The organism is Variovorax sp. H27-G14, from assembly GCF_046156345.1.
Taxonomy (GTDB): domain Bacteria; phylum Pseudomonadota; class Gammaproteobacteria; order Burkholderiales; family Burkholderiaceae_C; genus Variovorax.
This window is the reverse complement of record NZ_JAYLVN010000001.1, coordinates 149,389-173,768: the sequence shown is the minus strand read 5'-3', so window position 1 is coordinate 173,768 and position 24,380 is coordinate 149,389. Positions and strand designations below refer to the sequence as shown.

21 protein-coding genes are annotated in these 24,380 nt (G+C 65.6%); 14 read left to right on the top strand and 7 right to left on the bottom strand.

Annotated elements, in window-relative coordinates; genetic code table 11:
- Positions 1–11 precede the first annotated feature (11 nt).
- On the bottom strand, positions 12–1,157 hold the full coding sequence (locus VLK31_RS00860) for an EAL domain-containing protein (protein ID WP_409166484.1): 1,146 nt from the start codon (positions 1,155–1,157) through the stop codon (positions 12–14).
- A gap of 369 nt (positions 1,158–1,526) precedes the next feature.
- Positions 1,527–1,664: a hypothetical protein gene (locus VLK31_RS00855; protein WP_409166483.1), complete on the bottom strand. Its 138-nt coding sequence runs from the start codon at positions 1,662–1,664 to the stop codon at positions 1,527–1,529.
- A 602-nt stretch (positions 1,665–2,266) separates the two neighbouring features.
- Between VLK31_RS00855 and VLK31_RS00850 the strand changes: the two genes are divergently transcribed.
- The 12 genes from VLK31_RS00850 (at position 2,267) to ntrC (ending at position 16,025) form a co-directional block, all read left to right on the top strand.
- Positions 2,267–3,874 (top strand): methyltransferase regulatory domain-containing protein, encoded by a 1,608-nt coding sequence (locus VLK31_RS00850; RefSeq protein ID WP_409166482.1) that lies wholly within the window; start codon positions 2,267–2,269, stop codon positions 3,872–3,874.
- A gap of 52 nt (positions 3,875–3,926) precedes the next feature.
- Positions 3,927–5,663, top strand: coding sequence for a gamma-glutamyltransferase (gene ggt, locus VLK31_RS00845; RefSeq protein ID WP_409166481.1), 1,737 nt, complete (start codon positions 3,927–3,929; stop codon positions 5,661–5,663).
- Between the two features lie 62 nt (positions 5,664–5,725).
- On the top strand, positions 5,726–6,493 hold the full coding sequence (locus tag VLK31_RS00840; RefSeq protein WP_409166480.1) for a pseudouridine synthase: 768 nt from the start codon (positions 5,726–5,728) through the stop codon (positions 6,491–6,493).
- Positions 6,494–6,583: 90 nt separating this feature from the next.
- Positions 6,584–7,600 carry a YncE family protein gene (locus VLK31_RS00835; RefSeq protein WP_409166479.1) on the top strand — a complete coding sequence of 339 codons (1,017 nt, stop codon included), beginning with the start codon at positions 6,584–6,586 and terminating at the stop codon, positions 7,598–7,600.
- Positions 7,584–8,396, top strand: coding sequence for a polysaccharide deacetylase family protein (locus tag VLK31_RS00830; RefSeq protein ID WP_409166478.1), 813 nt, complete (start codon positions 7,584–7,586; stop codon positions 8,394–8,396). Before VLK31_RS00835 ends, VLK31_RS00830 begins: the two co-directional genes overlap by 17 nt.
- A gap of 10 nt (positions 8,397–8,406) precedes the next feature.
- Positions 8,407–9,381: a sterol desaturase family protein gene (locus VLK31_RS00825; protein ID WP_409166477.1), complete on the top strand. Its 975-nt coding sequence runs from the start codon at positions 8,407–8,409 to the stop codon at positions 9,379–9,381.
- Between the two features lie 50 nt (positions 9,382–9,431).
- Entirely contained in the window at positions 9,432–10,337 is a 906-nt protein-coding gene (locus VLK31_RS00820) for an EI24 domain-containing protein (RefSeq protein ID WP_409166476.1), read from the top strand.
- Positions 10,334–11,134, top strand: coding sequence for a competence/damage-inducible protein A (locus VLK31_RS00815; protein WP_409166475.1), 801 nt, complete (start codon positions 10,334–10,336; stop codon positions 11,132–11,134). Before VLK31_RS00820 ends, VLK31_RS00815 begins: the two co-directional genes overlap by 4 nt.
- A gap of 146 nt (positions 11,135–11,280) precedes the next feature.
- Positions 11,281–12,696, top strand: a complete 1,416-nt coding sequence (gene glnA / locus VLK31_RS00810) for a type I glutamate--ammonia ligase (RefSeq protein WP_409166474.1) — start codon at positions 11,281–11,283, stop codon at positions 12,694–12,696.
- A gap of 158 nt (positions 12,697–12,854) precedes the next feature.
- Complete coding sequence (locus tag VLK31_RS00805) at positions 12,855–13,358, top strand: hypothetical protein (protein WP_409166473.1); 504 nt, start codon at positions 12,855–12,857, stop codon at positions 13,356–13,358.
- Between the two features lies 1 nt (position 13,359).
- The gene (glnL, locus tag VLK31_RS00800; RefSeq protein WP_409166472.1) at positions 13,360–14,439 is read left to right on the top strand and encodes a nitrogen regulation protein NR(II); all 1,080 of its coding nucleotides are present in this window, start codon (positions 13,360–13,362) and stop codon (positions 14,437–14,439) included.
- A 26-nt stretch (positions 14,440–14,465) separates the two neighbouring features.
- Positions 14,466–16,025 carry a nitrogen regulation protein NR(I) gene (ntrC, locus tag VLK31_RS00795; protein WP_409166471.1) on the top strand — a complete coding sequence of 520 codons (1,560 nt, stop codon included), beginning with the start codon at positions 14,466–14,468 and terminating at the stop codon, positions 16,023–16,025.
- A gap of 58 nt (positions 16,026–16,083) precedes the next feature.
- On the opposite strand, the gene VLK31_RS00790 is transcribed toward ntrC, so the two are convergent.
- Together VLK31_RS00790 and xth are read right to left on the bottom strand one after the other, a co-directional pair.
- Positions 16,084–16,641: a hypothetical protein gene (locus VLK31_RS00790; protein ID WP_409166470.1), complete on the bottom strand. Its 558-nt coding sequence runs from the start codon at positions 16,639–16,641 to the stop codon at positions 16,084–16,086.
- A gap of 4 nt (positions 16,642–16,645) precedes the next feature.
- On the bottom strand, positions 16,646–17,431 hold the full coding sequence (xth, locus tag VLK31_RS00785) for an exodeoxyribonuclease III (protein ID WP_409166469.1): 786 nt from the start codon (positions 17,429–17,431) through the stop codon (positions 16,646–16,648).
- A gap of 178 nt (positions 17,432–17,609) precedes the next feature.
- Here xth and VLK31_RS00780 point away from each other — a divergent pair, with 178 nt between their 5' ends.
- On the top strand, positions 17,610–20,825 hold the full coding sequence (locus VLK31_RS00780) for an EAL domain-containing protein (RefSeq protein WP_409166468.1): 3,216 nt from the start codon (positions 17,610–17,612) through the stop codon (positions 20,823–20,825).
- Between the two features lie 150 nt (positions 20,826–20,975).
- Positions 20,976–22,319 carry an NADP-specific glutamate dehydrogenase gene (gene gdhA / locus VLK31_RS00775; RefSeq protein ID WP_409166467.1) on the top strand — a complete coding sequence of 448 codons (1,344 nt, stop codon included), beginning with the start codon at positions 20,976–20,978 and terminating at the stop codon, positions 22,317–22,319.
- Between the two features lie 36 nt (positions 22,320–22,355).
- Here the strand turns inward: gdhA and VLK31_RS00770 are convergent, their stop codons facing one another.
- The 3 genes from VLK31_RS00770 to VLK31_RS00760 all read right to left on the bottom strand — a co-directional run bounded on the left by VLK31_RS00770 (position 22,356) and on the right by VLK31_RS00760 (position 24,379).
- Complete coding sequence (locus VLK31_RS00770; RefSeq protein WP_409166466.1) at positions 22,356–22,595, bottom strand: hypothetical protein; 240 nt, start codon at positions 22,593–22,595, stop codon at positions 22,356–22,358.
- Between the two features lie 117 nt (positions 22,596–22,712).
- The gene (locus tag VLK31_RS00765; RefSeq protein WP_409166465.1) at positions 22,713–23,858 is read right to left on the bottom strand and encodes a phosphatidate phosphatase App1 family protein; all 1,146 of its coding nucleotides are present in this window, start codon (positions 23,856–23,858) and stop codon (positions 22,713–22,715) included.
- Positions 23,855–24,379: a dihydrofolate reductase gene (locus VLK31_RS00760; protein WP_409166464.1), complete on the bottom strand. Its 525-nt coding sequence runs from the start codon at positions 24,377–24,379 to the stop codon at positions 23,855–23,857. Before VLK31_RS00760 ends, VLK31_RS00765 begins: the two co-directional genes overlap by 4 nt.
- Position 24,380: the final 1 nt, after the last annotated feature.

Genomic DNA, 24,380 nt, shown 5'->3' with positions numbered 1-24,380 from the left:
CTGCCTCGAACTCAAATGGAACGGTCGACCCCGGATGCCTGGATATTTTTCTGGCCACCCGATGTTTTTTGAGCTTCCGAATCAGGCAGCGCTTTTAATTTCTCAATCAATGGATTGAAACGCATTTTTTCGAAGAAATCATTGTCTTCAACAGGGTGGAGTGGCGCCAATTCTTGCTCTGTAATGCATTCGGAGTTTTGCAGAGAGGCCTTGAAGCCTTTGGCTTGGAGGCTCAGCAGCGCGGCGGTGAGGCATGTCGAGTTCAAAGGCGAGACGGCTGGCGTCAATTCGATCGACAGCAGGTTAGTTGGCAAGCCTCTCAGGCGCATTCGTTGAGCAAGATGCTCGGCCAGTTGTGGCGTGCACAAGGTTTTTGCCGTTGCATTGAGCGAAATGGGAACCCACTTTGCGCCACGCTGCAGACGGCGCAACATGGCGATGGCGTGCGCCTCGACGAAACTGAAAAGAAGCAAGTCGAGTTCGAGGCGATGGACCAGGGGCATGAATACCAGCGGTGAAATATCGCCATGCTTCGCGTGCCGCCACCTGACAGTGGCATGCGCACCCACAATGTCTTGGGTGCGCGGGTTGTATTGGGGTTGAAATACGACCCTCAGGCCCTCTCCAGATGCGAGCGCTCCGATCAGATCTTCTTCTACCGATGCGTCGAAAGCTGGCGCAATGATGCCGGGGTGGCGCATTGGATATTCGCTCAGCAGCGAAGCGACGGCGTTGGAGATGCTTTGTGAATTGTCTTGCGCAATTGCTGTGTGAACACCCGCAGCGCGAGCCAGTTGCGCATGAAATTCCAATGCCGACAGCGAGATGTCGTTGTTCGTATTGTTTTCAGACGATTTGCAATGAACCCACAGCAGATGTGGAGGAAATGTAAATTCATTGGATTCCTGAATGTTCTTCAATATGCCGGGCAGGCGAAGCGCTTGGCAATCAGTAGAAAAAACCGAGCCAATCACAAAATCGGTTCTACTTTGAGTAATGATTTCCTGCATATTTTTCAGAGAGTGAAGAACATGCAATTCTGATTTCTCGAATGGGTTCGGCTGAAAAGCGAACTCGAGGTCAGTTTCTTTTTCGGAGAAAAGAATGACACGGGGCAGTGCGTGTTTTGCAGCCGCCGTATTTTTGATGGAAATCAATTTTTTCTCCCTGGCTTGATTCCTGTAAACTTTACAGGCGCGCCAGGAAACAAAGTATAGGAGTTGGATTAAAAATCCTCGCCGCGCTTGAGGATTTTGAGAGCACTCTTATTCGCGTTGGATTTTATTTGGCGTAATACGGAAGTATTCTCGACGCTGCCTCAGCCTTTGCTGTCGCTGCTCTTGCGATCAGGCAAGCACCTGCGTGCGTCGGCAAGCATGGCGCTGACCGCCGCCGAGCCTTCGATGCCGCGGATCAGTTCTTTGTGCGATGGTTTGCCTGCAGAACCTCTGCGCGGAGGAGCAAGCCCAATGAGGGGGTGGAGCGCCGCTGAGCGCCCGGCGCCAGACCCCCAGCAGTTCAGCAGCTCAGTTGCACTGAAACAGCACGCCTTGTTCGGCTTGTGCCTTGCCGAGCCAGCGCGGCGTCTTGCTTCTGGCGTCGCAGTAGTCCGCGGCCTGGACGTACGTGACGGCCCGCAGCACGCCTTCTCTCACTTGCGTCACTTCGTTAGGGGGAGTCGAGCAGCCAGCAAGGACCAGGAGTGCAAGCGGAAGCAGTGTGCGCGAATTCATCGGGCCATTCTAAGACTGGGGATCGTCGGCCCCGCACGCGCGCCCGGAGCAGAACAGCCGAGAGCTCCGGGAGCCAGACAGCGTCTGCCTGAGCCCTGGATGAAGCAGGGCGCTTGTTGTGTCGCTCACGCACGCTGCGCGATTCATGTTGAAAAACTGTACAAACATACAGTAGACTGCGACCATGCAAAACACGCCAGCCAACGCACCTCGCCGCCGTTCCAGCGCGTCGATCGAACCGTTGGTGGCACTGTTCAGCACTTCGAATTTCTCCTTGACGGGTAAACCGTCCCCCGCGGCTCAACCTGTGCGGGGGCCTTGACGCATGCCAAGCAGATAGGCTTTCAAGCCCGGCCACATGGCTGGGCTTTTTTTTGTGCGCCGGCTTGCGAAGCACCGCGCAGGCTCGCTTTTTTTGCCTGAACCCAAGGCTATAGTCGGCCAGCGCTGTCACATCGCAGTCACCGCGAGTGGCTCGCCGCTCATGCCAAAGCAGGCGCACGCGCCTGCCCAGATCCCGAAAAAGGACACCCGTGCCGGACACCCTCACCTCCGCGTTGACTTCCACGCTGACCCGCTATTACGACGAGGTGCCGTACGACTCGCACCCGTTCCCGCAGTCGGCGATGGAGCACCTGGAAGCACTGGCCCATCTGTTCGGCCTGGAGGCGCCCGACCCCGCCCGCGCGCGCGTGCTCGAACTCGGTTGCGCCGCCGGCGGCAACCTGATTCCCTTTGCAGCGCGTCACCCCGAGGCCAGCGCCGTCGGCGTCGACCTGTCCCCGGTGCAGATCGGCCAGGGCATGGCCGCCATTGCGCAGGCCGGGCTGTCGAACATCACATTGAAAGCCTTCGACATTGCGGACATAGACGCCTCGTTCGGTGAGTTCGACTACATCGTCTGCCACGGTGTCTACAGCTGGGTGCCGGGCCCGGTGCAGGACGCGATTCTGCGCATCTGCTCGCGCAACCTCGCGCCCGACGGCGTGGCCTACGTGAGCTACAACGTGTACCCCGGCTGGAAGGCGCGCGAGATCGTGCGCGACGCCATGATCCTGCGCGGCGGCCCGCGCGACACGCCGCAAGAAAAGCTCTCCTACGCGCGCGGCATGCTGGAGTTTCTGGCGCAATCGGCGCCCGACAACAGTGTGCTCAAGCAGACGCTGGACGAGGCGATGCCCATCATGCGCAGCGCCAGCAGCTCGTACCTGCTGCACGAGTTTCTGGAGCCCTGCAATGCGCCTTGCTACTTCAAGGAGTTCGTGGCGCGCGCGGAGGCTCAGGGCCTGGCCTACCTGTGCGACGCCGAGCCGTCGACCATGTTCGTGCAGAACTACGGCGAGAAGGTGCGCGACCCGCTGCTGCGCGAATGCGGCGGCAGCCAGGTGCTGATGGAGCAGTACCTCGACTTTCTGGTCAACCGAACCTTCCGCCAGACCTTGCTGGTGAAGCAGCACAACGCCGCCAGCGTGCGCTACCGGCTGGACCCCGCGCGCATTCGCACCCTCGAATTTGCCGGCGTGTTCGCAACGGAAGACGGCGCTGCGCTCACGCTCGATGCGAGCGCGCAGACCTGCAATGCCATGCGCGGGCTGAAGGTCACGCCGCGGCTGCCCGTGCAGAAGGCGGTGGCGCAGTTGCTGGACGCCAGCTACCCCGCGTCGATGTCGCCGTCGGCACTGGTCGAGGCCGCGTCGCGGCTCACGGGCCAGCCAGCGGCCAGCGTCGAACCCGTGGTGATGGCCATGCTGGAGGAGCTGCTGATCCTCGGCGCGCTGCGCATCAGGCGCTCGACCGTGTCTGTGTGCGCCGCGGTGTCCGGCCTGCCCGTGGCGCTGCCGGCTGTGCGAAGCGCGCCCGCCTTGCGCCTGGACGCAGCGGGCGATGTCACGGCCTGCAACCAGTGGCATGAGCCTGTGAAGCTCTCGCTGCTCGAACGCAGTCTGCTGCCGCTGCTGGACGGCACCCATTCGCACGATGCGCTTGCCGCGCACCTGGAGGCCGAAGTGCACGGCGATCGCCTGCGCTTCGTCAAGGACGACCAACCGCTGACCGAGCCGTCGGCGGTGAAGGAGTTCGCTCGCCAGCAGGTCGCGCTGGCGCTGGCGGCCCTGCGGCGCAAGGCGCTGCTCACGGCCTGAGCGCATCGGCCGCACCCACTTTTCATCCGCACCCAAAGAGGAGACTTTCAACATGCACCCCATTCACTGGACCCCCAAGCTGCGCGCCGCTGTGGCGGCGGTGGTTGCGCTGGCCGCGGCCGGCGCCTCCCACGCGGCCTCGCAGGCGCCCGTTGCGGCCGAACACGGCATGGTCGTGAGCGCGCAGCACCTGGCCAGCAAGGTCGGCGTCGACGTGCTCAAGCGCGGCGGCAACGCCGTCGATGCGGCCGTGGCCGTGGGCTACGCGCTGGCGGTGGTGTACCCCGCGGCAGGCAACCTTGGCGGCGGCGGCTTCATGACCGTGCAGCTGGCCGACGGGCGCAAGACCTTCCTCGACTTCCGCGAAAAGGCGCCGCTGGCCGCCACGGCCAACATGTACCTCGACAAGGACGGCAATGTCGTCAAGGGCCTGAGCACCAACGGCCACCTGGCCGTGGGCGTGCCGGGCTCGGTGTCGGGCATGGAATACGCACGCGAGAAGTACGGCACCATGAAGCGCGCCGAGCTGATCGCCCCGTCGATCCAACTGGCCGAGAAGGGCTTTGCGCTGGAGCAGGGCGACATCGACATGCTGTGGACCGCCACCGCCGATTTCAAGAAAGACCCGGTGTCGGGCGCCATCTTCCTGAACAAGGGCGAGCCCTTTCAGGTGGGCCAGAAGCTGGTGCAGAAAGACCTCGGCAAGACGCTGCGCACCATCAGCAAGAGCGGCCCCGACGGCTTCTACAAGGGCTGGGTAGGCCAGGCCATCGTGGCCTCGAGCCAGGCCGGCAAGGGCATCATCACGCAGGCCGACCTCGACCAGTACAAGACGCGTGAACTGGCGCCCGTGGAGTGCGACTACCGCGGCTACCGCGTGGTGTCGGCACCGCCGCCAAGCTCGGGCGGCGTGATCATCTGCGAGATGCTCAACATTCTGGAGGGCTATCCGCTCAAGGACCTGGGCTTTCGATCGGCGCAGTCGGTGCACTACCAGATCGAAGCCATGCGCCATGCCTACGTGGACCGCAACAGCTACCTGGGCGACCCCGACTTCGTGAAGAACCCGCTGGACCGCCTGCTCGACAAGGGCTACGCCGAGAAGATCCGCGCGGCCATCGACCCGCAGAAGGCCGGTGTGTCCAAAGACATCAAGCCCGGCGTGGCGCCGCATGAAGGCAGCAACACCACGCATTACTCGATCACCGACCAGTGGGGCAATGCCGTTTCCGTGACGTACACGCTGAACGACTGGTTCGGCGCCAAGGTCACGGCCGACAAGACCGGCGTGCTGCTGAACAACGAGATGGACGACTTCACCTCGAAGATCGGCGTGCCCAACATGTACGGCCTGGTGCAGGGCGAGGCCAACGCCATTGCCCCGGGCAAGCGCCCGCTGAGTTCGATGAGCCCGACCATCGTCTCCAAGGACGGCAAGCCGGTGTTCGTGGTCGGCACGCCGGGCGGCAGCCGCATCATCACGGCCGTGCTGCACACCATTCTGAACGTGGTCGACTACGGCATGAACGTGCAGGAAGCCGTCGATGCGCCGCGCTTCCACCAGCAATGGCTGCCTGATGTCACCAACGTCGAGATCTTTGCGCTGAGCCCCGACACCCGCAAGATCCTGACCGACATGGGCCACAACCTGGGCGTGCCGCAGCCGGCCAACCACCTTGCGGCCATCATCGTGGGCGCGCCCTCGCTGGGCGGCAAGCCGGTGGGCAACAACCGCTTCTACGGCGCCAACGATCCGCGCCGCAACACGGGCCTGGCGGCCGGTTACTGATCCTGCGGCACACTAGAAGGCGGTCGTGCCCTTGGCGGCGCGGCCGCCTTTTTTCATTTCCCATGCATCTGCAAGACATTCTCTATACCCAAGGCTTCGGCACCCGCCGCGTGTGCGCGGGCCTTGCCCAGCAAGGCCACGTGACCATCGATGGCCAGGCCGTGACCGACCCGTTCGCCGACCTCGACCCCGAAGGCCTGCTCTACACCGTGCAGGGCACCCCGTGGGCGTACCACGAGAAGGCCTACGTGATGCTGCACAAGCCGGCCGGCACCGAATGCTCGCAAAAGCCGTCGACCTACCCCAGCATCTACACGCTGCTGCCGTCGCCGCTGCGCCTGCGCCCCAACAAGGGCGCGGTGCAGGGTGTGCAGGCCATCGGCCGGCTCGACCAGGACACCACCGGCTTGCTGCTGCTGACCGACGACGGCCAGTTCATCCACAAGATGGGCTCGCCCAAGCACCACGTGCCCAAGGTGTACGAGGTGACGGCCAAGCATCCGATCGACGAGGCTCAGATCGCGAAGCTGCTGTCCGGCGTGGTGCTCGACGACGACCCCAAGCCCGTGCGCGCCGCCGCTTGCGAGTCGGACAGCCCGCTGCACCTGCGCCTCACGCTGACCGAGGGCAAGTACCACCAGGTCAAGCGCATGCTGGCGGCGGTCGGCAACCGGGTCGAGGGGTTGCACCGCTCGCGCATTGGCGACCTGTCACTGCCCGAGAGCCTGGCGCCGGGGCAATGGCGCTGGCTTACGGGCGAGGAGGTTGCGGCGCTGCGTGCGCCGACCAAGCCCGGCAAGCCGGCCAACCCAGTCAGTCCGTCGATTTAGCAGAAAAAGCCAAGCGGTCGAGCGCCATGCCGGTCAGCCAGTCTTAATGCTCGACCGTTAAGATTCGCAGCTCTCTCTCGGAACTTCCCCTTGCGACTCACTGCTCGACCGACCGGCCGCACCGCTGCCCTCCTGTTTTCCGGCCTGACGGTCCTTGCGGCCCTGGCTTTCCAGCCAGCCGCCGCGGCACCGGCCGAACCCCCGCCGATCTTCGTGCTCAACTCGCTGGACGCCAGCGTGAGCGTGATCAACCCGGTCGACTGGACCGAAAAGCAGCGCATTGCCACCGGCAAGGAGCCGCACCACCTGTACATGACGCCCGACGAAAAGTCGGTCATCGTGGCCAATTCGGCCGGTGATTCGCTGACCTTCCTCGACCCCAAGACGGCCACCGTGCAGCGGGTGGTGTACGGCATCATCGATCCGTACCAGCTGCAGTTCTCGCGCGACATGAAGTGGTTCGTCACCGCTGGCAACCGCCTGAACCACGTGGACGTGTACCGCTGGGACGGCAAGGAGCTGAAGCTGGCCAAGCGCATTGCCAGCGGCAAGACGCCCAGCCACATCTGGATCGACAACACCAGCACCATCGCCTACGTGACCATGCAGGACAGCGACGAGATGATTGCCGTCGACCTGCCCACGCAAACCGTGAAGTGGCGCACCGCCACCGGCCCGATGCCGGCCGACATCTTCGGCACGCACAACGACAAGACCCTGCTGGTCGGGCTGACCGGCGGCGACGGCGTGCAGGTGTACGACGTGGCCGGCGCAGAGCCCAAGCTGGTCGGCAAGATTCCCACCGGCAAGGGCGCCCACGCCTTCCGCTCGGCCGGCGACGGCAAGACCGTGTTCGTGAGCAACCGCGTGGCCAACACCATCAGCCGCATCGACCTGACCACGCTCAAGGTGGTGGCCAGCTACGCCGTGCCCGGCGGCCCGGACTGCATGGACGTGTCGGCCGATGGCAAGACGCTGTACGTGACCTCGCGCTGGGCCAAGAAGCTCAGCGTGGTCGACCTGACCACGCAAAAGGTGGTGCGCCAGGTCAACGTCGGGCGCTCGCCGCACGGCGTGTGGACGCTGGACCATGGCAAGCGCACGTAAACACGCCGGCAGGGCGCTTGCGCTGCTGCTGGCCGCAAGCACGGTGCCCGGCGCCTGGGCGGCGCAAGGCGCGGCCACCTGCGAAAAACCGCTCTACCTGACCTTCGACACCGGCCACATGGGCATTGCCCCGCTGGTGGCCGACGTGCTCAAGCGGCAGAACGTGCGCGTCACCTTCTTTGCCGCTGCCGAGCGCACCCAGACCGACGGCAACAGCCTGGACGACCAGTGGGCGCCGTGGTGGAAGGCCAGGGCGGCCGAGGGCAACGAGTTTGGCTCGCACACCTACGACCACGCCTATTGGCGCGCCGACGTCAAGGGCACGCCGCCCAGCTTTCGCATCAAACCTTCGGCCGGACCACAGGACGGCAAGGAGTCGACCTGGAGCGCGGCCGAATACTGCGCCAACATCCGCAAGTCGTCCGACCGGCTGGCCGCCATCACCGGCAAGAAGCCGCTGCCGCTGTACCGCGCACCGGGCGGCAAGACCTCTCCCGCGCTGCTGGCCGCCGCCGAGGGTTGCGGCTACAAGTACGTGGCCTGGGCCCCGGCCGGCTTCCTGGGCGACGAGCTGCCGAGCGAAAAATTCAGCAACGCCAGGCTGCTGACGCAGGCGCTGGACACCATTCGCCCCGGCGACATCCTGCTGGCGCACCTGGGCATCTGGTCACGAAAAGACCCGTGGGCGCCCGCCAACCTAGAACCGCTGATCGTCGGCCTGAAGGCCAAGGGCTTCTGCTTCGAAACCCTGCGCCAGCACCCCGACTTTCGTGCCTGGATCGCATCCCAGCCTTGAGGTTCTTGTCGTGATCGAGTGGTTGACGGACATTTTTTCGACGCTGCAGGGCTGGTTCTTCGAAGCCGTGGTTCAGCCTCTGGTATTCGCCGTGGGCCTGGGCGGCTGGACCGAGGACGCCTTCGACGCCACCGGCTGGCTGCTGGTGGGCGCCATTCAGATCGTGGTGCTGATCGCGATCATCGGGCCGCTGCAGCGCTGGCGCGCGGTGGAGCCGGTGGTCGATCGGCAGGCCATCCGCATCGACGTGCTGTACACGCTGATCCACCGGCTGGGCCTGTTCCGCCTGGCCATCTTCTTCACGCTGCAGCCCTTCTTCGACGACGCCATGGGCAGCCTGCGCACGGCGGGGTGGGGCACCTTTCACCTGGACGAGGTGTGGCCGGGCGTGACCGACGTGCCGGTCTTCGCGTTTGCGATCTACCTGGTGGTGCTCGACTTTGTGGGCTACTGGATCCACCGCGGCCAGCACCAGTTCAACTGGTGGTGGGGGCTGCATTCGCTGCACCACTCGCAGCGCCAGATGACCATGTGGAGCGACGACCGCAACCACCTGCTCGACGACATCGTGCACGACACGCTCATCGTGGTCGTGGCGCAGCTGATTGGGGTGGCGCCGGGGCAGTTCATTGCCTTCGTGGCGTTCACGCAGCTCAGCGAGAGCCTGCAGCACGCCAACCTGCGGCTGAGCTTCGGCAGGCTGGGCGAGCGGCTGTGGATCAGCCCGCGCTTTCATCGCCTGCACCACAGCATCGGCCTGGGCCACGAGTCGAACGGCAAGAGCACGCTGGGCGGCCACAACTTCGGCGTGCTGCTGCCGTGGTGGGACATGATGTTCGGCACCGCCAACTTCGAGAACCGCTACGACCCCACGGGCATCCGCGACCAGGTCGAGCCCGCTGCCGACGGCCACGTGCGCGACTACGGGCGCGGCTTCTGGGTGCAGCAGTGGCTCGGCCTGAAGCGAATGGTCGGGCGCGGCTGAGGGGCTCCGGCCCCTGAAAGCCTCGCCCGAGGCGTTATCCTCGCTGCCTCATGCGCCTGCTCCTCGACTCCTTCTGGCGCGCGGTCGCCTATTGCATGCTGCCGCGCGTGATCGTGCTGTCGTTGTTGCCATTGGGTTTGATGGTGGTGCTGGCAGCGGTGTTCGGCTATTTCTACTGGGAAGCGGCTGTGGCCTGGACGCACGGCGCACTCGACGCCTGGCCGCTGCTGTCGAGCTTCTGGGCCTGGATCGGCCGGCTGTTCTCGGGCGATGTCACCGGCATGCTGGCGCCCCTGATCGTGGTGCTGGCCGCCACGCCGCTGATCGTGGTGGTGTGCCTGCTCATCGTGGCCGGCTTCATGGCGCCGGCGCTCACCAAGCTGGTGGCCGAGCGGCGCTTTCCCTCGCTCGAGCAGAAGAAGGGCGCCTCTTTCTTTGGCAGCGTGATGCGCTCGCTGGGCGTGACGGTGCTTGCGCTGGTGGCCCTGGTGGTGTCGATGCCGCTGTGGCTCATTCCGCCGCTGGTGCTCATTCTTCCGCCGCTCATCTGGGGCTGGCTCACGTACCGCGTGATGAGCTTCGACGCGCTCGCCGAACACGCCAGCCCCGAAGAGCGCGCTGCCCTGCTGCGCGCGCACCGGCTGCCACTGCTGTGCATCGGCGTGCTGTGCGGCTACCTGGGCGCGGCACCGAGCATCGTGTGGGCGTCGGGCCTGCTGTTCGCCGCTGCTTTCTTCGTGCTGGTGCCGATCGCCATCTGGATCTACACACTGGTCTTCGCCTTTTCGGCGCTCTGGTTCGCTCACTATTGCCTTGACGCGCTCGGGCAGTTGCGGGCCCAGCGCGCGGTGGCTGCGGCAAGCTCGGCGTCAACCGCCAGCGGCATGCCCGCCCTGGAAGCCGCCCAGGTCGCCGAAGCCAACAAGGCTGCTCTTTCTCAATGGGGTTCACCATGACACGCGCATTCGGTCTCATCGTCGTCGGCGACGAGATTCTTTCCGGCAAACGCGCCGACAAGCACATGGCCAAGGTCATCGAACTGCTCGCCGCGCGCGGCCTGCAGCTCAGCTGGGCCGAGTACGTGGGCGACGAGCCCGCGCGCATCACCGCCGCGCTTGCGCGCGCCTTTGCGTCGGGCGACATCGTCTTCTCGACCGGCGGCATCGGCGCCACGCCCGACGACCACACCCGCCAGTGCGCGGCCAAGGCGCTGGGCGTGCCGCTTGCGCTGCACCCCGAAGCCGAGCTGCTGATCCGCGAACGCATGCAGGACACCGCGCGCGAGCAGGGCGTGCCCTACCAGCCCGACCGCTCCGACAACGTGCACCGGCTCAACATGGGCGTGTTCCCGCAGGGCGCCACACTCATCCACAACCCGTACAACAAGATCCCCGGCTTCAGCGTGGCCGACGTTCATTTCGTGCCGGGTTTCCCGGTCATGGCGTGGCCGATGGTCGAATCGGTGCTGGACGCTCGCTACGCCGATCTGTTCACGCTGAACGCGGTCGCCGAGAAGTCGGTGATCGTTTTCGGTGCCATGGAAGCCACGCTCACCCCGCTCATGCAGGCCATCGAGGACCAGCACGCCGGCGTCAAGGTGTTCAGCCTGCCGAGCGTCGATCACCCCCAGTACGGGCGTCATATAGAGCTGGGCGTGAAGGGTGAGCCCGGCCTGCTCGGCGCGGCCTATGCGCAACTGATCGAGGGCCTGCACGGTTTTGATGCCAAGCTTGGTCCCGAATTGGTGCGTTAATGTATACGGCACCGAATTGGTGAATTCCCGCCTTTATTTGGGGTTTGCAGCGGTCATCAAAGCCGTATCGGCTGAGGTGACAATGGCACAGAAACTGCATCCCTCGTCCCTGTATTCCTAACCACCATCCAACTCAGGAGAAACTGATGGCAAAGACCGTCGCCGATGTACTCAAGCTCGTCAAGGAAAACGAGGTCAAGTTCGTCGACTTCCGATTCACCGACACCCGTGGCAAAGAGCAGCACGTGACCGTACCGGTGTCGCATTTCGATGAAGACAAATTCACCTCGGGCCACGCATTCGACGGCTCGTCCATCGCCGGCTGGAAGGGGATCGAAGCTTCGGACATGCAGCTCATGCCCGACCCGAACACCGCCAACATCGATCCGTTCTTCGAAGAGACGACGATGATCCTGACGTGCGACGTGATCGACCCGGCTGACGGCAAGGCCTACGAGCGCGACCCGCGCTCGCTCGCCAAGCGCGCGGAAGCCTACATGAAGGCCTCGGGCCTGGGCGACACGGCTTTCTTCGGGCCGGAACCCGAATTCTTCGTGTTCGACGGCGTTCGCTGGAAGAACGACATGTCGGGCTGCTTCGTGAAGATCGACTCCGAAGAAGCCTCGTGGAACACCGACAAGGAATACGAACACGGCAACACCGGCCATCGTCCGGCAGTCAAGGGCGGCTACTTTCCGGTTCCCCCGGTCGACAGCTTCCAGGACATGCGCTCGGAAATGTGCCTGGTGCTCGAATCGCTCGGCATCCCGGTCGAAGTGCATCACCATGAAGTGGCCAACGCCGGCCAGATGGAACTCGGCACCAAGTTCAGCACGCTGGTTCAGCGCGCCGACTGGGTTCAGCTGCAAAAGTACGTGATCCACAACGTGGCCCACGCCTACGGCAAGACCGCCACCTTCATGCCCAAGCCCATCGTTGGTGACAACGGTTCCGGCATGCACGTGCACCAGTCGGTCTGGAAGGACGGCAAGAACCTGTTCGCAGGCGACGGCTACGCCGGCCTGAGCGACTTCGCTCTGCACTACATCGGCGGCATCATCAAGCACGCACGTGCCCTGAACGCCATCACGAACCCCGGCACCAACAGCTACAAGCGCCTGGTGCCCGGCTTCGAAGCACCGGTGAAGCTGGCCTACTCGGCCAAGAACCGTTCGGCCTCGATCCGCATTCCGTTCGTCGCCAACCCGAAGGGCCGCCGCGTGGAAGCGCGCTTCCCCGATCCGCTGATGAACCCGTACCTGGGCTTTGCCGCGCTGCTGATGGCCGGCCTGGACGGCGTGGAAAACAAGATCCATCCGGGCGAAGCCGCCAGCAAGGACCTGTACCACCTGCCGCCGGAAGAAGACGCGCTGATCCCGACCGTGTGCCACAGCCTCGACCAGGCTCTGGAATACCTCGACAAGGACCGTGCGTTCCTCACCAAGGGTGGCGTGTTCACCGACTCGTACATCGATGCGTACATCGAGCTGAAGATGCAGGAAGTCACGCGCTTCCGCATGGCGACGCACCCGGTCGAGTTCGACATGTACTACTCGCTGTAATCGCTCGTCGGCAAGCAGCCTTTTCCCTCGGTCCGCCGAGGGAAGTAAGACAAAAGGACGGCCTCGGCCGTCCTTTTGTCTTGCTGCGGAACATCTGGTCACTCCGGGCGTCGAATTGCATGAAAATGCGCCTTTCTCGCGCCCTCCAACCGATACACATGAAGACTGCTCCCCTCATTTTCCTGGCCGGTTCATTGATCGCGCTCCCCGCACTGGCGCAAGAACGCGTCTGGCGTTGCGGCAACGAATACACCAACAACGCGACCGTGGCCCAGCAAAAGGGTTGCAAGGTCCTGGAAGGCGGCAACGTCACCGTCGTGCAGGGCACGAAGGCGTCGGGCGGCGGCTCTGCGTCATCGGGCTCCTCGGCTGCACGTGCGCCAGCCGGCAGCCCGCGCGTCGAGGGTGTCGACCAGCGCGCCCGCGACGGCGAGGCCCGCTCGGTGCTCGAGTCGGAGCTCAGAAAGGCAGAGTCCCGCCAGGCCGAACTGCAGAAGGACTACAACAACGGGGAGCCCGAGAAGCAGGGCAGCGAGGCCAAGAACTACCAGAAGTACCTGGACCGCGTGGCCGAAATGAAGGCCGAGCTGGCGCGCAACGAGAGCGACATTGCCGGCATCCGCCGCGAGATTGGCCGACTGCCCGTGAAGCAGCCGCAATAACATGGTGTTCGGGAAGAAGGCGAACGGCGCCAATCCGCGCTTCCAGTCCTTCGACCTGCTGTCCACGCTGATTGCGGTGGTCAACAGCAACGGCTCCGTGCTGTTTGCCAACGCAGGCCTCGAAGACGCACTGGGCACCTCGCGACGCACCCTGGAGGGCTCGCAGTTCGGCGCATGTTTCCATGAGCCGCAGGTGCTGCGCACCGCCATCGACGGCGCCGCCAGCAACGACTTTGCCACGCTGCGCTACGAGGCCTTTCTGCGCCGCGTGAACCACGAGCTGATGCCGGTGCAGGTGACGCTGGCGCACGGCGACAAGAAGGGCGAACTCATCATCGAGATGTCGCCGCTCGAGAACCAGGTGCGCCAGGACCGTGAAGAGCGCCTCATCGACCAGGCGCAGGCCAACAAGGAGCTCATTCGCAACCTTGCCCACGAAATCAAGAACCCGCTGGGCGGCATTCGTGGCGCGGCGCAGTTGCTGCAGATGGAGGTCGAGTCGCGCGACCTCATCGAATACACCCAGGTCATCATTCATGAGGCCGACCGGCTGCAGACGCTGGTCGACCGGCTGCTGGCGCCGCACCGGCGTCCGCACGTGGTGGGCGACGTGAACATCCACGAGGTGTGCGAGCGTGTGCGCTCGGTCATCCTGGCGGAGTTTCCGCGCGACCTGCACATCGAGCGCGACTTCGATGTGTCCATTCCCGAGTTTCGCGGTGACCGCGAGCAGCTCATTCAGGCCACGCTCAACATTGCGCACAACGCGGCGCAGGCCCTCTCGGAGCGCCGCGCGGCCGGCGACGCGCAGATCGTTTTCAAGACGCGCGTGGCCCGCCAGGTGATCTTCAACAAGCAGTGGTATCGACTGGCACTGGAATTGCATGTAATCGACAATGGACCGGGTGTGCCGGACACGATCAAGGACCGCATCTTCTATCCGCTCGTCTCGGGCAGGGAAGGCGGAACCGGGCTGGGACTGACGCTCGCACAAACCTTTGTGCAGCAGCATCACGGTGTGATCGAGTGCGACAGCGTCCCGGGCCGAACCGATTTCAAGATATTGATACCGCTGCCATAGCGCAGCCCCGGCAACAGAGGAGATGCATGAAGCCGATCTGGATAGTTGATGACGACCAATCGATTCGCTTTGTGCTCGAGAAGGCGCTGCTGCGTGAGGACCTCCCGACACGCAGCTTCACGAACACGCGCGAAGTGCTCGCGGCACTCGAGCAAGCCGCCGACGACGAACAGCAAGGACCGCAAGTCCTGGTAAGTGACATCCGCATGCCCGGCGGCTCCGGGCTCGACCTTCTCGACAAGGTCAAGGCCAAGTACCCCGGCCTGCCCGTCATCATCATGACGGCGTTCTCCGACCTCGACAGCGCCGTATCGGCCTTCCAGGGCGGCGCCTTCGAATACCTGCCCAAGCCCTTTGACCTGCCGCGCGCGGTCGAGCTCATTCGCCGCGCCGTCGACGAAAGCCAGCGCGAGGAAGTCGCTGAAGAGCGCATGGTTGCCGCGCCCGAAATGCTCGGCCAGGCACCCGCGATGCAGGACGTGTTCCGCGCCATCGGGCGGCTCTCGCAAAGCAACGTCACGGTGCTCATCACCGGTGAATCGGGCTCGGGCAAAGAGCTGGTGGCGCGCGCGCTGCACAAGCACTCGCCGCGCACCAACGGCCCCTTCGTGGCCATCAACACCGCCGCCATCCCCAAGGACCTGCTGGAAAGCGAACTCTTCGGCCATGAGCGCGGTGCCTTCACCGGCGCGCAGACCATGCGCCGCGGCCGCTTCGAACAGGCCGAGGGCGGCACGCTGTTTCTCGACGAAATCGGCGACATGCCCTTCGACCTGCAGACGCGCCTGCTGCGCGTGCTGAGCGACGGCCATTTCTACCGTGTGGGCGGGCACAACTCGGTCAAGGCCAATGTGCGCGTCATTGCGGCGACCCACCAGGACTTGGAGCAGCGCGTCAAGATCGGCGGCTTCCGCGAAGACTTGTTCCACCGCCTCAACGTGATCCGCCTGCGCCTGCCGGCGCTGCGCGAACGCGGCGAGGACGTGCCCGCGCTCACGCGCCACTTCCTGCAGGTGAGCGCACGGCAGCTGGGCGTGGAGCCCAAGCGCATTTCCGATCCGGCGCTGGCCAAGCTGGCGGCCTTCGGCTTTCCGGGCAACGTGCGCCAGCTCGAGAACATCTGCCACTGGCTCACGGTGATGGCGCCGGCCCAGCTCATCGAGTCGAAAGACCTGCCGCCTGAAGTGATGGCCGTGGCAAGTGTGGAGCCTGCGCAGGCCCATGCCCATGCGCATGCCCAGGAAGCCGCGGCTTCGCACGTTGCCCCTGCGGCCACGGCACTGGCTGCGCCCATGGCGGGCGCGGAGCGCGACACCGCACATGCGCCGGCGGCGTCTACAGATCACGCCGCCGAGGTGGCGGCAACCGGCGTCAGCAGCTGGGAGGGCGGCCTGGAGATCGAAGCCCAGGCGCTGCTGGCGGCGGGCCGTACCGACGTGTGGGACGTGCTCTCGCGCCGGTTCGAGTCGCGCCTCATCCTCACGGCGCTGACCAATACCCGGGGGCGCCGCATCGAGGCGGCGCAAAAGCTGGGCATCGGTCGCAACACCATCACCCGCAAGATTCAGGAACTCGGCATCGAGTAGCGCGAGCCCACCGGCCCCGCGACGCAGGCGCGCGAGGCCTCGGGGGTGGGGGTGGGCCCTACCTGCTGCGCTGGCCCAGCGTCAGCGAGTCGATCTGAAAGTTGCCGCTCTTGTCCCAGAGCCACGTGTCCACGTACGTGTGGGCGCCCAGCTTGCCCGGGCTGGGCAGCGGTGAGGTGGCCTTGATCAGCTCGGCAATCATCGGCGCCACCTCGGGCGCATGGCTCGGCGTGCGGCTGAAGAACACGTTCATCACCTTGCCGTTGGCGTCGATGTCGGTCTCGACCACCACCACCGCATACACCAGCGGCGGAATCTTGCCCTTGTAGATGCGGCTGGCGTACTTGTTGTAGATGTGGCGCGCGCCGATCTTGCGATACGTTCGCACAGCCGGCGTCTGCGCGGTGATCAACCGAACCGTGGAAACGTCCCGGCTGCCAGGCGCGGCTTCGTCGGCGGGCGACGTGGCGCTGGCGCCTGCGCCGCTTTCCGCGGCCTTGTCGCCGGGCTTCAGCAGCGAGCAGGCGGACAGGGCGACAGCCGCCGCCAGCAGGGTGAGTCGGCCCACGCTGCGTTTGGTGCGTTTGGTGCGCGTGGTGCGCGAGGGCGCCTGCATGGGCTCAGGCCGCCTGGTCGAGGTCGAGCACCACGGGCGCATGGTCGCTGGGCTTTTCCCATTTGCGCGGCACGCGGTCGATGACGCAGCCCTTCACGCGCGGCACCAGCGGCGCGCTCACCAGCACGTGGTCGATGCGCAGGCCGCGGTTCTTCTGGTAGCCCAGCATGCGGTAGTCCCACCACGAGTAGCTTTTCTCGGGCTGATCGAACATGCGAAAGCTGTCTGTCAGGCCCAGCTCGAGCAGCGCCTTGAAATGGTTGCGCTCTTCCGTGGTGTGGTGAATGGTTTCCTTCAGGCCCACGGGGTCGAAGCTGTCGCGGTCTTCGGGCGTGACGTTGAAGTCGCCCAGCAGCACCAGGTTCGGGTGCGCGGCCATCTCCTGGCGCAGCAGCTCATGCAGCGCGTCCAGCCATTTCATCTTGTAGGCGAACTTTTCCGAGCCCGGCGCCTGGCCATTCACAAAGTAGCAATTGACCACGCGCAGCGGGCCCGACGGTGTGTCGACGGTGGCTGCAATCACGCGCGACTGCTCGTCGGTGAAGCCGGTGATGTTCTTGACCACGTCGCGCATTGGCGCGAGGCTCAGGATGGCCACGCCGTTGTAGGTCTTCTGGCCGAACACAGCGGCCTCGTAGCCGGCGGCCTTGAGCACCTCGAGCGGAAACTTGTCGTCGGTCATCTTCAGCTCCTGCAGGCAGAGCACGTCGACCGGATTGGCGGCCAGCCAGTCGAGCACGTGCTGCAGGCGCGCGGTGAGGGAGTTGACATTCCAGGTGGCAATTTTCATGGGGCTGGCGGTGTGTCTATCGTTTCGGACAACACACGGTTCGTTGAGTGGGGAGGCGTTGGCGGACAGCTTAGCAAAGGCGGTGGCCGTCGATGGAAAACCGCGGCTGCTCATGCGCTTGGCAACCCGCGCGAAAGAGGCCTAAAGATTGCATACATAAGACCGATCCTGGAGGGATATGGTGCAATTAATTACCGGGCACATTACCCGGCGGCTGAGCCGGCTGAGCGTGGGCCGCAAGCTGCTGGTCATCTACCTGCTCGACCTGAGCGCCGTCATCTTCATCAGCGGCATTCTCATCAACGAGAAGTTCATTGCAATCGACTTCGGCCGCAAGGAGATGGCGGGCGCCGCCTACATCGACCGCCTGCGGCCCACCCTGCTGGCCACCGCGGGCTGGCACGGCGCCCAGAGCGCGCCGCCGCAAGCGGTGGCGCAGCTGGAAGAACGCTACGGCGACGGCATGCAGAGCGCCGAGCTCAGCGGCGGTTTTCAGACCGCGCTGGTGTCCATGCAGAACGCCGACCGCGCAGGCCGCGAGCCGACCGCGCGCGCGGCGCTGGAGCAGGGCCGCGCGCTGGTCACGCGCATCGGCAACCAGTCGAACCTGATCCTCGACCCCGACCTCGACAGCTACTACACCATGTCGCTGGTGCTGTTGCGTTTTCCAGAGCTGCTGGAGCTGGGCTCCGACATGGCCGCGCGGCTGCACGCCCCTGGTGCGAAAGCGCTCGCGGCAACCGAGGCGCGCACGCAGTACTTCATTCTGGAGGGGCGCATCGACGCCATCGCAGCCAGCATCAAGAGCGACTACGCAGAAGCCTTTGCCGCCGCCAAGGGGCCGCTGCAGGCGCGCCTGGCGCCTTCGCGCGCCCGCCTGCTGGCCAGCATCGAGGCCTTTCGCGCCGCCTCGCGCAGCGTGCTGGCCTCCAGCGACAGCAGCGACAACAGCGGCAACAGCCGCGGCCTGGTGGCCTTCGACGCGGCGCAGCAGGCGCTGTTCGGCGAGCTCGACGGTGCGTGGTCGGGTGCCATCGGCGAGCTCGACGCCATGCTCACCGCGCGCGAAAAAGGTTTCTTCGCGCGCATGTGGATGCACCTGGGCACGGCGCTGTTTCTGCTGCTGATGATCCTCACGGCGGTGTTCTATGTGGCGCGCCAGATCTCGCTGCCGCTGCGGCGGCTCTCCGGCGTGGTCGACACCGTGCGCCGCACCGGCGACCACAGCCTGCGCGCGCACTGGGACAGCGGCGACGAAATCGGCTCGCTGGTGCTCGGCTTCAACGACATGCTGGCGCAGCTCGACCGCCAGCGCCAGGCCCAGCAGGAGCTGGCCGCCAGCGCCCGCGCGGCCGAGGCGCAGCGCGACCTGGTCGCGGCCATTCCCATTCCGCTGATGGTCACGTCCATTCCCAACCACGAAGTGCTCAACGCCAACCCCAGCGCGCAGGCCTGGCTGGGCGGCGTGACGCGCGACCCGTGGGCGCTGGGCGTGGCGCCCAATGTGCGTTCGCGCTTCTTCCAGCAACTGGCCGACCGCGGCGCCGTCGACGAGTTCGAGGTGCGTTGGCTCGGCGGCGCGGAGCCTTCGTGGGCCGTGCTGTCGGCGCGGCGCCTGGTCTACCAGGGGCAGGACGCGCTGCTGACCGCCTTCACGCCCATCAACCACCTGAAGCTGATGGAGCAGCGCCTGATGCTCTGGGCCAAGGTGTTCGAGGCCTCGTCCGAAGGCATCCTGATCATCGACGGAGAGCACCGCGTGCTCACGGTGAACCGCGCGCTGTGCCGCCTCACGGGCCATGACCTGGCCGACCTGGTGGGCGAGTCGCCCGAGCGGCTCATGAGCGGAGACACCTCCAGCTTTGCCGACCTGTGGCCGGTGCTCGACCAGCGCGGCAGCTGGCAGGGCGAGGTCAGCGTGCGCCGGCGCAACGGCGACGTGTACCCCGCGTGGCTGGTCGCCAGCGTGGTGCGCGACGGGCCGGAGCGCATTTCGCACTACATCTTCACGTCCATCGATGTGAGCGACCGCAAGCGCAGCGAGGCGCGCATCCGCTTCCTGGCGCACCACGACGTGCTGACCGAGCTGCCCAACCGCTCGCTGTGCATCGAGCGCCTGGGGGTTGCGCTGCACAACGCGCAGCGCAAGGGCCAGCGCGTGGGCGTGCTGTTCATCGACCTGGACCGCTTCAAGAACATCAACGACTCGCTGGGCCACCATGTGGGCGACGCGCTGCTGCGCTCGGTGGCCGCCCGCATGAGCCAGGCGGTGCGCCCGGGCGACACCGTGAGCCGGCTGGGCGGCGACGAGTTTGTGGTGGTGCTCAACGACGTGGCCGACAGCGCGGAAATTCTCTCGCTGGTCGAGCGCCGGCTGATTGCGCTGATTCGCCAGCCGCACGACATCGACGGCGCTGAAATTCATGTGTCGTGCAGCGTGGGCATTGCGGTCTACCCCGACGATGCGCAGGACATCGACGCCCTCATGCGGCATGCCGACGTGGCCATGTACCAGAGCAAGGCGAGCGGGCGCGACACCGCGCGCTTTTTCACGCCCGAGATGAACGAGCGCGCCCAGCAGCGGCTGCAGCGCGAGTCCAGCCTGCGCCACGCCATCGAGCGCAATGAACTCAGCCTGCACTACCAGCCGCGCATCGACGCTCATGGCGGCGAGCTGATCTGCGTGGAGGCGCTGCTGCGCTGGCACAGCGCCGAACTGGGGCCGGTGCCGCCGGCGGAGTTCATCCCCATTGCGGAGGAGTCGGGCCAGATCGTGGCCATTGGCGCGTGGGTCATCGCGCAGGCCTGCGCGCAGCACGCCGCCTGGCGCCGCGAGGGGCTGGGCGCGATCCGCGTGTCGATCAACATGTCGGCGCTGCAGTTGCGCGACGGCGATCTGGTCGACGTGCTGCGCAACGCCATGGCCTTGCACGGCGTGCCGCCGGGCGACCTGGAGATCGAACTCACCGAATCGACCCTGATGGACGGCGCCGAGCAGACGCTGGTGCAGCTGCATGCGCTGAAGTCGCTGGGCGTGATGCTGTCGATCGACGACTTCGGCACCGGCTATTCGAGCCTGAACTACCTCAACCGCTTTCCCATCGACAAGCTGAAGATCGACCGCTCCTTCGTGCACAAGATGCTCGGCGACCCGACCGACATGGCCATTGCGCGCGCCATCATCGGGCTGGGCCACACCCTTGGGCTGCGGGTGGTGGCCGAAGGGGTCGAGCGGCAAGAGGAGGCGCAGACCCTGCGCGCCGCGCATTGCGACGAGCTGCAGGGCTACCTCATCGCCAAGCCGATGCCGGCGGCCAGTCTGGCAGCGTGGATCGCGCAGCGTCCGCCGCAAGCGGACGGCGTCGATCTGACATTGGTGCTGGCCGACGACTGAGGATTTTTCTTCTTATTGGGCAACGCGGCGCTTGGGCGCTGCTTTGTCCGCACCGTAATGGGGCTTTACGCCTTAATTTGGGTCTCCAATCCGGCAAAATGCAAGATCCGCATAAGGTTATGCACCGATTTGGCAAATAGAAGGATTGGAATGAAGCACGCATCCGCCGAGGGTTTTCTGGCCCATGTCGCCCAGCGCAACCCCGGACAGCCCGAGTACCTGCAGGCCGTGACCGAGGTCATGGAAAGCCTGTGGCCGTACATCGCGCAGCACCCGAAGTACACCGCCCACAGCCTGCTGGAGCGCCTGGTCGAGCCCGAGCGGGTGCTGATGTTTCGCGTGTCCTGGGTGGACGACCACGGCGAGGTGCAGGTCAACCGCGGCTTTCGCATCCAGCACAGCCTGGCCATCGGCCCTTACAAGGGCGGCCTGCGCTTTCATCCATCGGTGAATTTGTCGATCCTCAAGTTCCTGGCTTTCGAGCAGACGCTGAAGAACGCGCTGACCACGCTGCCCATGGGCGGCGGCAAGGGCGGCGCCGACTTCGACCCCAAGGGCAAGAGCCAGGGCGAGGTGATGCGCTTCTGCCAGGCCTTTGCGAGCGAGCTGTTTCGCCACATTGGCGCCGACACCGACGTGCCCGCGGGCGACGTGGGCGTGGGCGGGCGAGAGATCGGCTTCATGGCCGGCATGGTCAAGAAGCTCACCAACCGCGCGGACTGCGTGTTCACCGGCAAGGGCCTGAGCTTCGGCGGCTCGCTGATCCGCCCCGAGGCCACCGGCTACGGCAACGTCTACTTCGCGCAGGAAATGCTCAAGCGCAAGGGCCTGGGCTTCGAAGGCCTGCGCGTCAGCGTCTCGGGCGCGGGCAACGTGGCGCAGTACACGGTCGAAAAAGCCATGGCGCTGGGCGCCAAGGTGGTCACGGTGTCGGACTCCAGCGGCACGGTGATCGACGAAGACGGCTTCACGCCCGAGAAGCTCGCGGTGCTGATGGACGTGAAGAACCACCTCTACGGCCGCGTGAGCGACTACGCCGAGCGCACCGGCGCGCGCTTTGTGGCGGGCGCGACGCCCTGGCACGTAAAGGTCGACGTGGCGCTGCCAAGCGCCACGCAGAACGAGCTGAACGAGCAGGACGCGCGCACGCTGGTGAAGAACGGCGTGGTCTGCGTGGCCGAAGGCGCCAACATGCCTTCGACCATGGAGGCCGTGAAAGTGTTCGAAGGCCACGGCGTGCTGTACGCGCCGGGCAAGGCGAGCAACGCGGGCGGGGTGGCCACGTCGGGCCTGGAGATGAGCCAGAACGCGTCGCGCCTGTCCTGGACGCGCGAAGAGGTAGACGGCCGGCTGCTGCAGATCATGCAAGGCATTCATGCCTCGTGCATGCACTACGGCGAAGGCAAGGAGAAGCGCGTGAGCTACGTCGACGGCGCCAACATTGCCGGCTTCGTGCGCGTGGCGGATGCGATGCTGGCGCAGGGCGTCGTCTGACGACTCGCCCCGCCCGATGCGCTGAGGCGCTGGTGCTCAGAGCTCGATGAACGCCGAGGTGGCTTTGTTGAGCGCCAGCCGGCCCTTGACGGTGATCGATTCGACCTGGGCCAGCTGACGGATTGCGCGCGAATCGCTCGCGCGGCCCGACGGCGGAATGAAGGCCGTCACCAACTGCGCCGCATGCAGCACGCGCAGCCTGTCGATGTCTGCGGGCGTGTACAGCACGAATGGCAATTTCTGCTCCGCGAGCACCCGAAGAAATTCCATGGACATGGGCCGTCTCCTTGAAGGTTGAGGGCTTGTGGCTGGGGACCGAGGGCGATTGTGCGCACAAACAATTAGCGCTGTGTAGACCCTGCCGGAGGCAGGCCTATCGTGTGTACCGAAGACCTAATTGCGGGCCTGCACCGGCCAGGCTGTCGTGTCTGGCATCACCAGGTGCCAGTACGCCGGGTCGATGCCCTCGAAGGTCGCGCGGTAGCGCTGCGAAAGGCGGCCTTCGCCCGTCACGTCGCGAATCACGATGGCGTCGATGCGCTGCGCATGCGCGCGAAAGGTTTGCGCGTAGATCTCCGGGTCGGCCTCGCCAGAGTCGCCGACCAGCACGAAGCGGCGCTGCGGAAACTCGGCCAGCAGCCGCTCGATCACGCCGAGCTTGTGGGCGCGTGAGTCTTCGGCGCCGGGAATCAGCGTGCGCCACGTGGTGCTTTCGCGCAGGTGCATGCTGCCCGCGGGAAAGTCGGCGGCGTGAATGAAATCCGCAAGCGGCGGGTAGAGCTGCACCGGGCTGGACGACAGGTAGTGAAAGCGCGTGTCGCTCACCTGAGCCAGCGCGCGATACCAGGCCGCCATGCGGGGCGTGGCCTCGAAGCGGCGCGAGAAGGTGTTGAGCAGCATCTCGCGCCGCTCGCGCACCTGCGTGCGCTTGATGGTGTCGTCGATGTCCGAGATCACCGACACACCCTGCGCCGGCACGATCTGCGCCTGACCGCGAAAGCGGTGCAGCAGCTCGCCCGGCCCCGTCACGCCATGAAAGTGCACCCACTCCTGCGACGCAGCCTGCGGCGACAGCAGCGTGGCGCGCGGCATGTCGATCACCACGCGCAAGTTGCAGCGGCCGTCCTTGCCCGAGGGCGGCAGGGTGACGCGCGTCGGGCTGCCGTCGAAGGCGATGTCGATGACCTTGTCTTCTTCCGACTCCGCATGGAACAGCGCGGTGCGCTGGTTGAAGCGCAGCCGCGCGGCGGGGGAGAGCTGCTTCAGGTTGAGGCCGAGGTAGCGCGCCAGCGCGGTGTTCAGGCCCCAGCGGTGCTCGCGCTCGAAGATCCAGCTGTGAATGTCGACCTCGAGCCGGCCGTCGGCGGTGGGCCGCGCGGTGCCGGTCATGAACAGGGCTTCTTCGTCGGGCGCCAGGGGCTCGGGCGCCGCCTGCACGGCGCGCAGCGGCGCAAGGCCGGCGAGCAGTGCCGCGCCCATCACGACGGACCGGCGCCGCAGTGCCGGGGCAGGTGCGTGGCGCGGGCTGCTGTCGTTCATTCGCCGCTGGGGGCGGCCGCGCGCTCGAAGGTCACGAAGCTGAAGGCGATGCCTTCCTTGGCCGAGACATGCGATGCGCGCTGCGTTTCGTGCCACACGGTGGGGTCGAGTTCAGGCGCGTATGCATCGCCTTCGTAGTCGCGCTCGAGCACGGTGACGACGGCGCGGTGCGCAAGGGGCTCGGCCTCGGCGTAGATCTGCGCGCCGCCGATCACCCACACGTTCGCCGGCTGATGCTGCTCGCACAGCGCAAAGGCCTCCTGCAGGCTGCCGACGCGGTGCGCGCCTTCGGCCTGCCAGTCGGCCTGGCGCGTCACCACGATGTTCTGCCGGCCCGGCAGCGGACGAAAGCGCGGCGGCAGCGAGTCCCAGGTCTTGCGGCCCATCACCACCGGCGCGCCGGCGGTCTGCTGCTTGAAATGCGCCATGTCCTCCGGCAGGTGCCAGGGGATGGTGTTGTTCGCGCCGATCACGCCGTTGGCGGCGCGCGCGAAGATCAGGTTGATGCGGGGCGGGCTCATG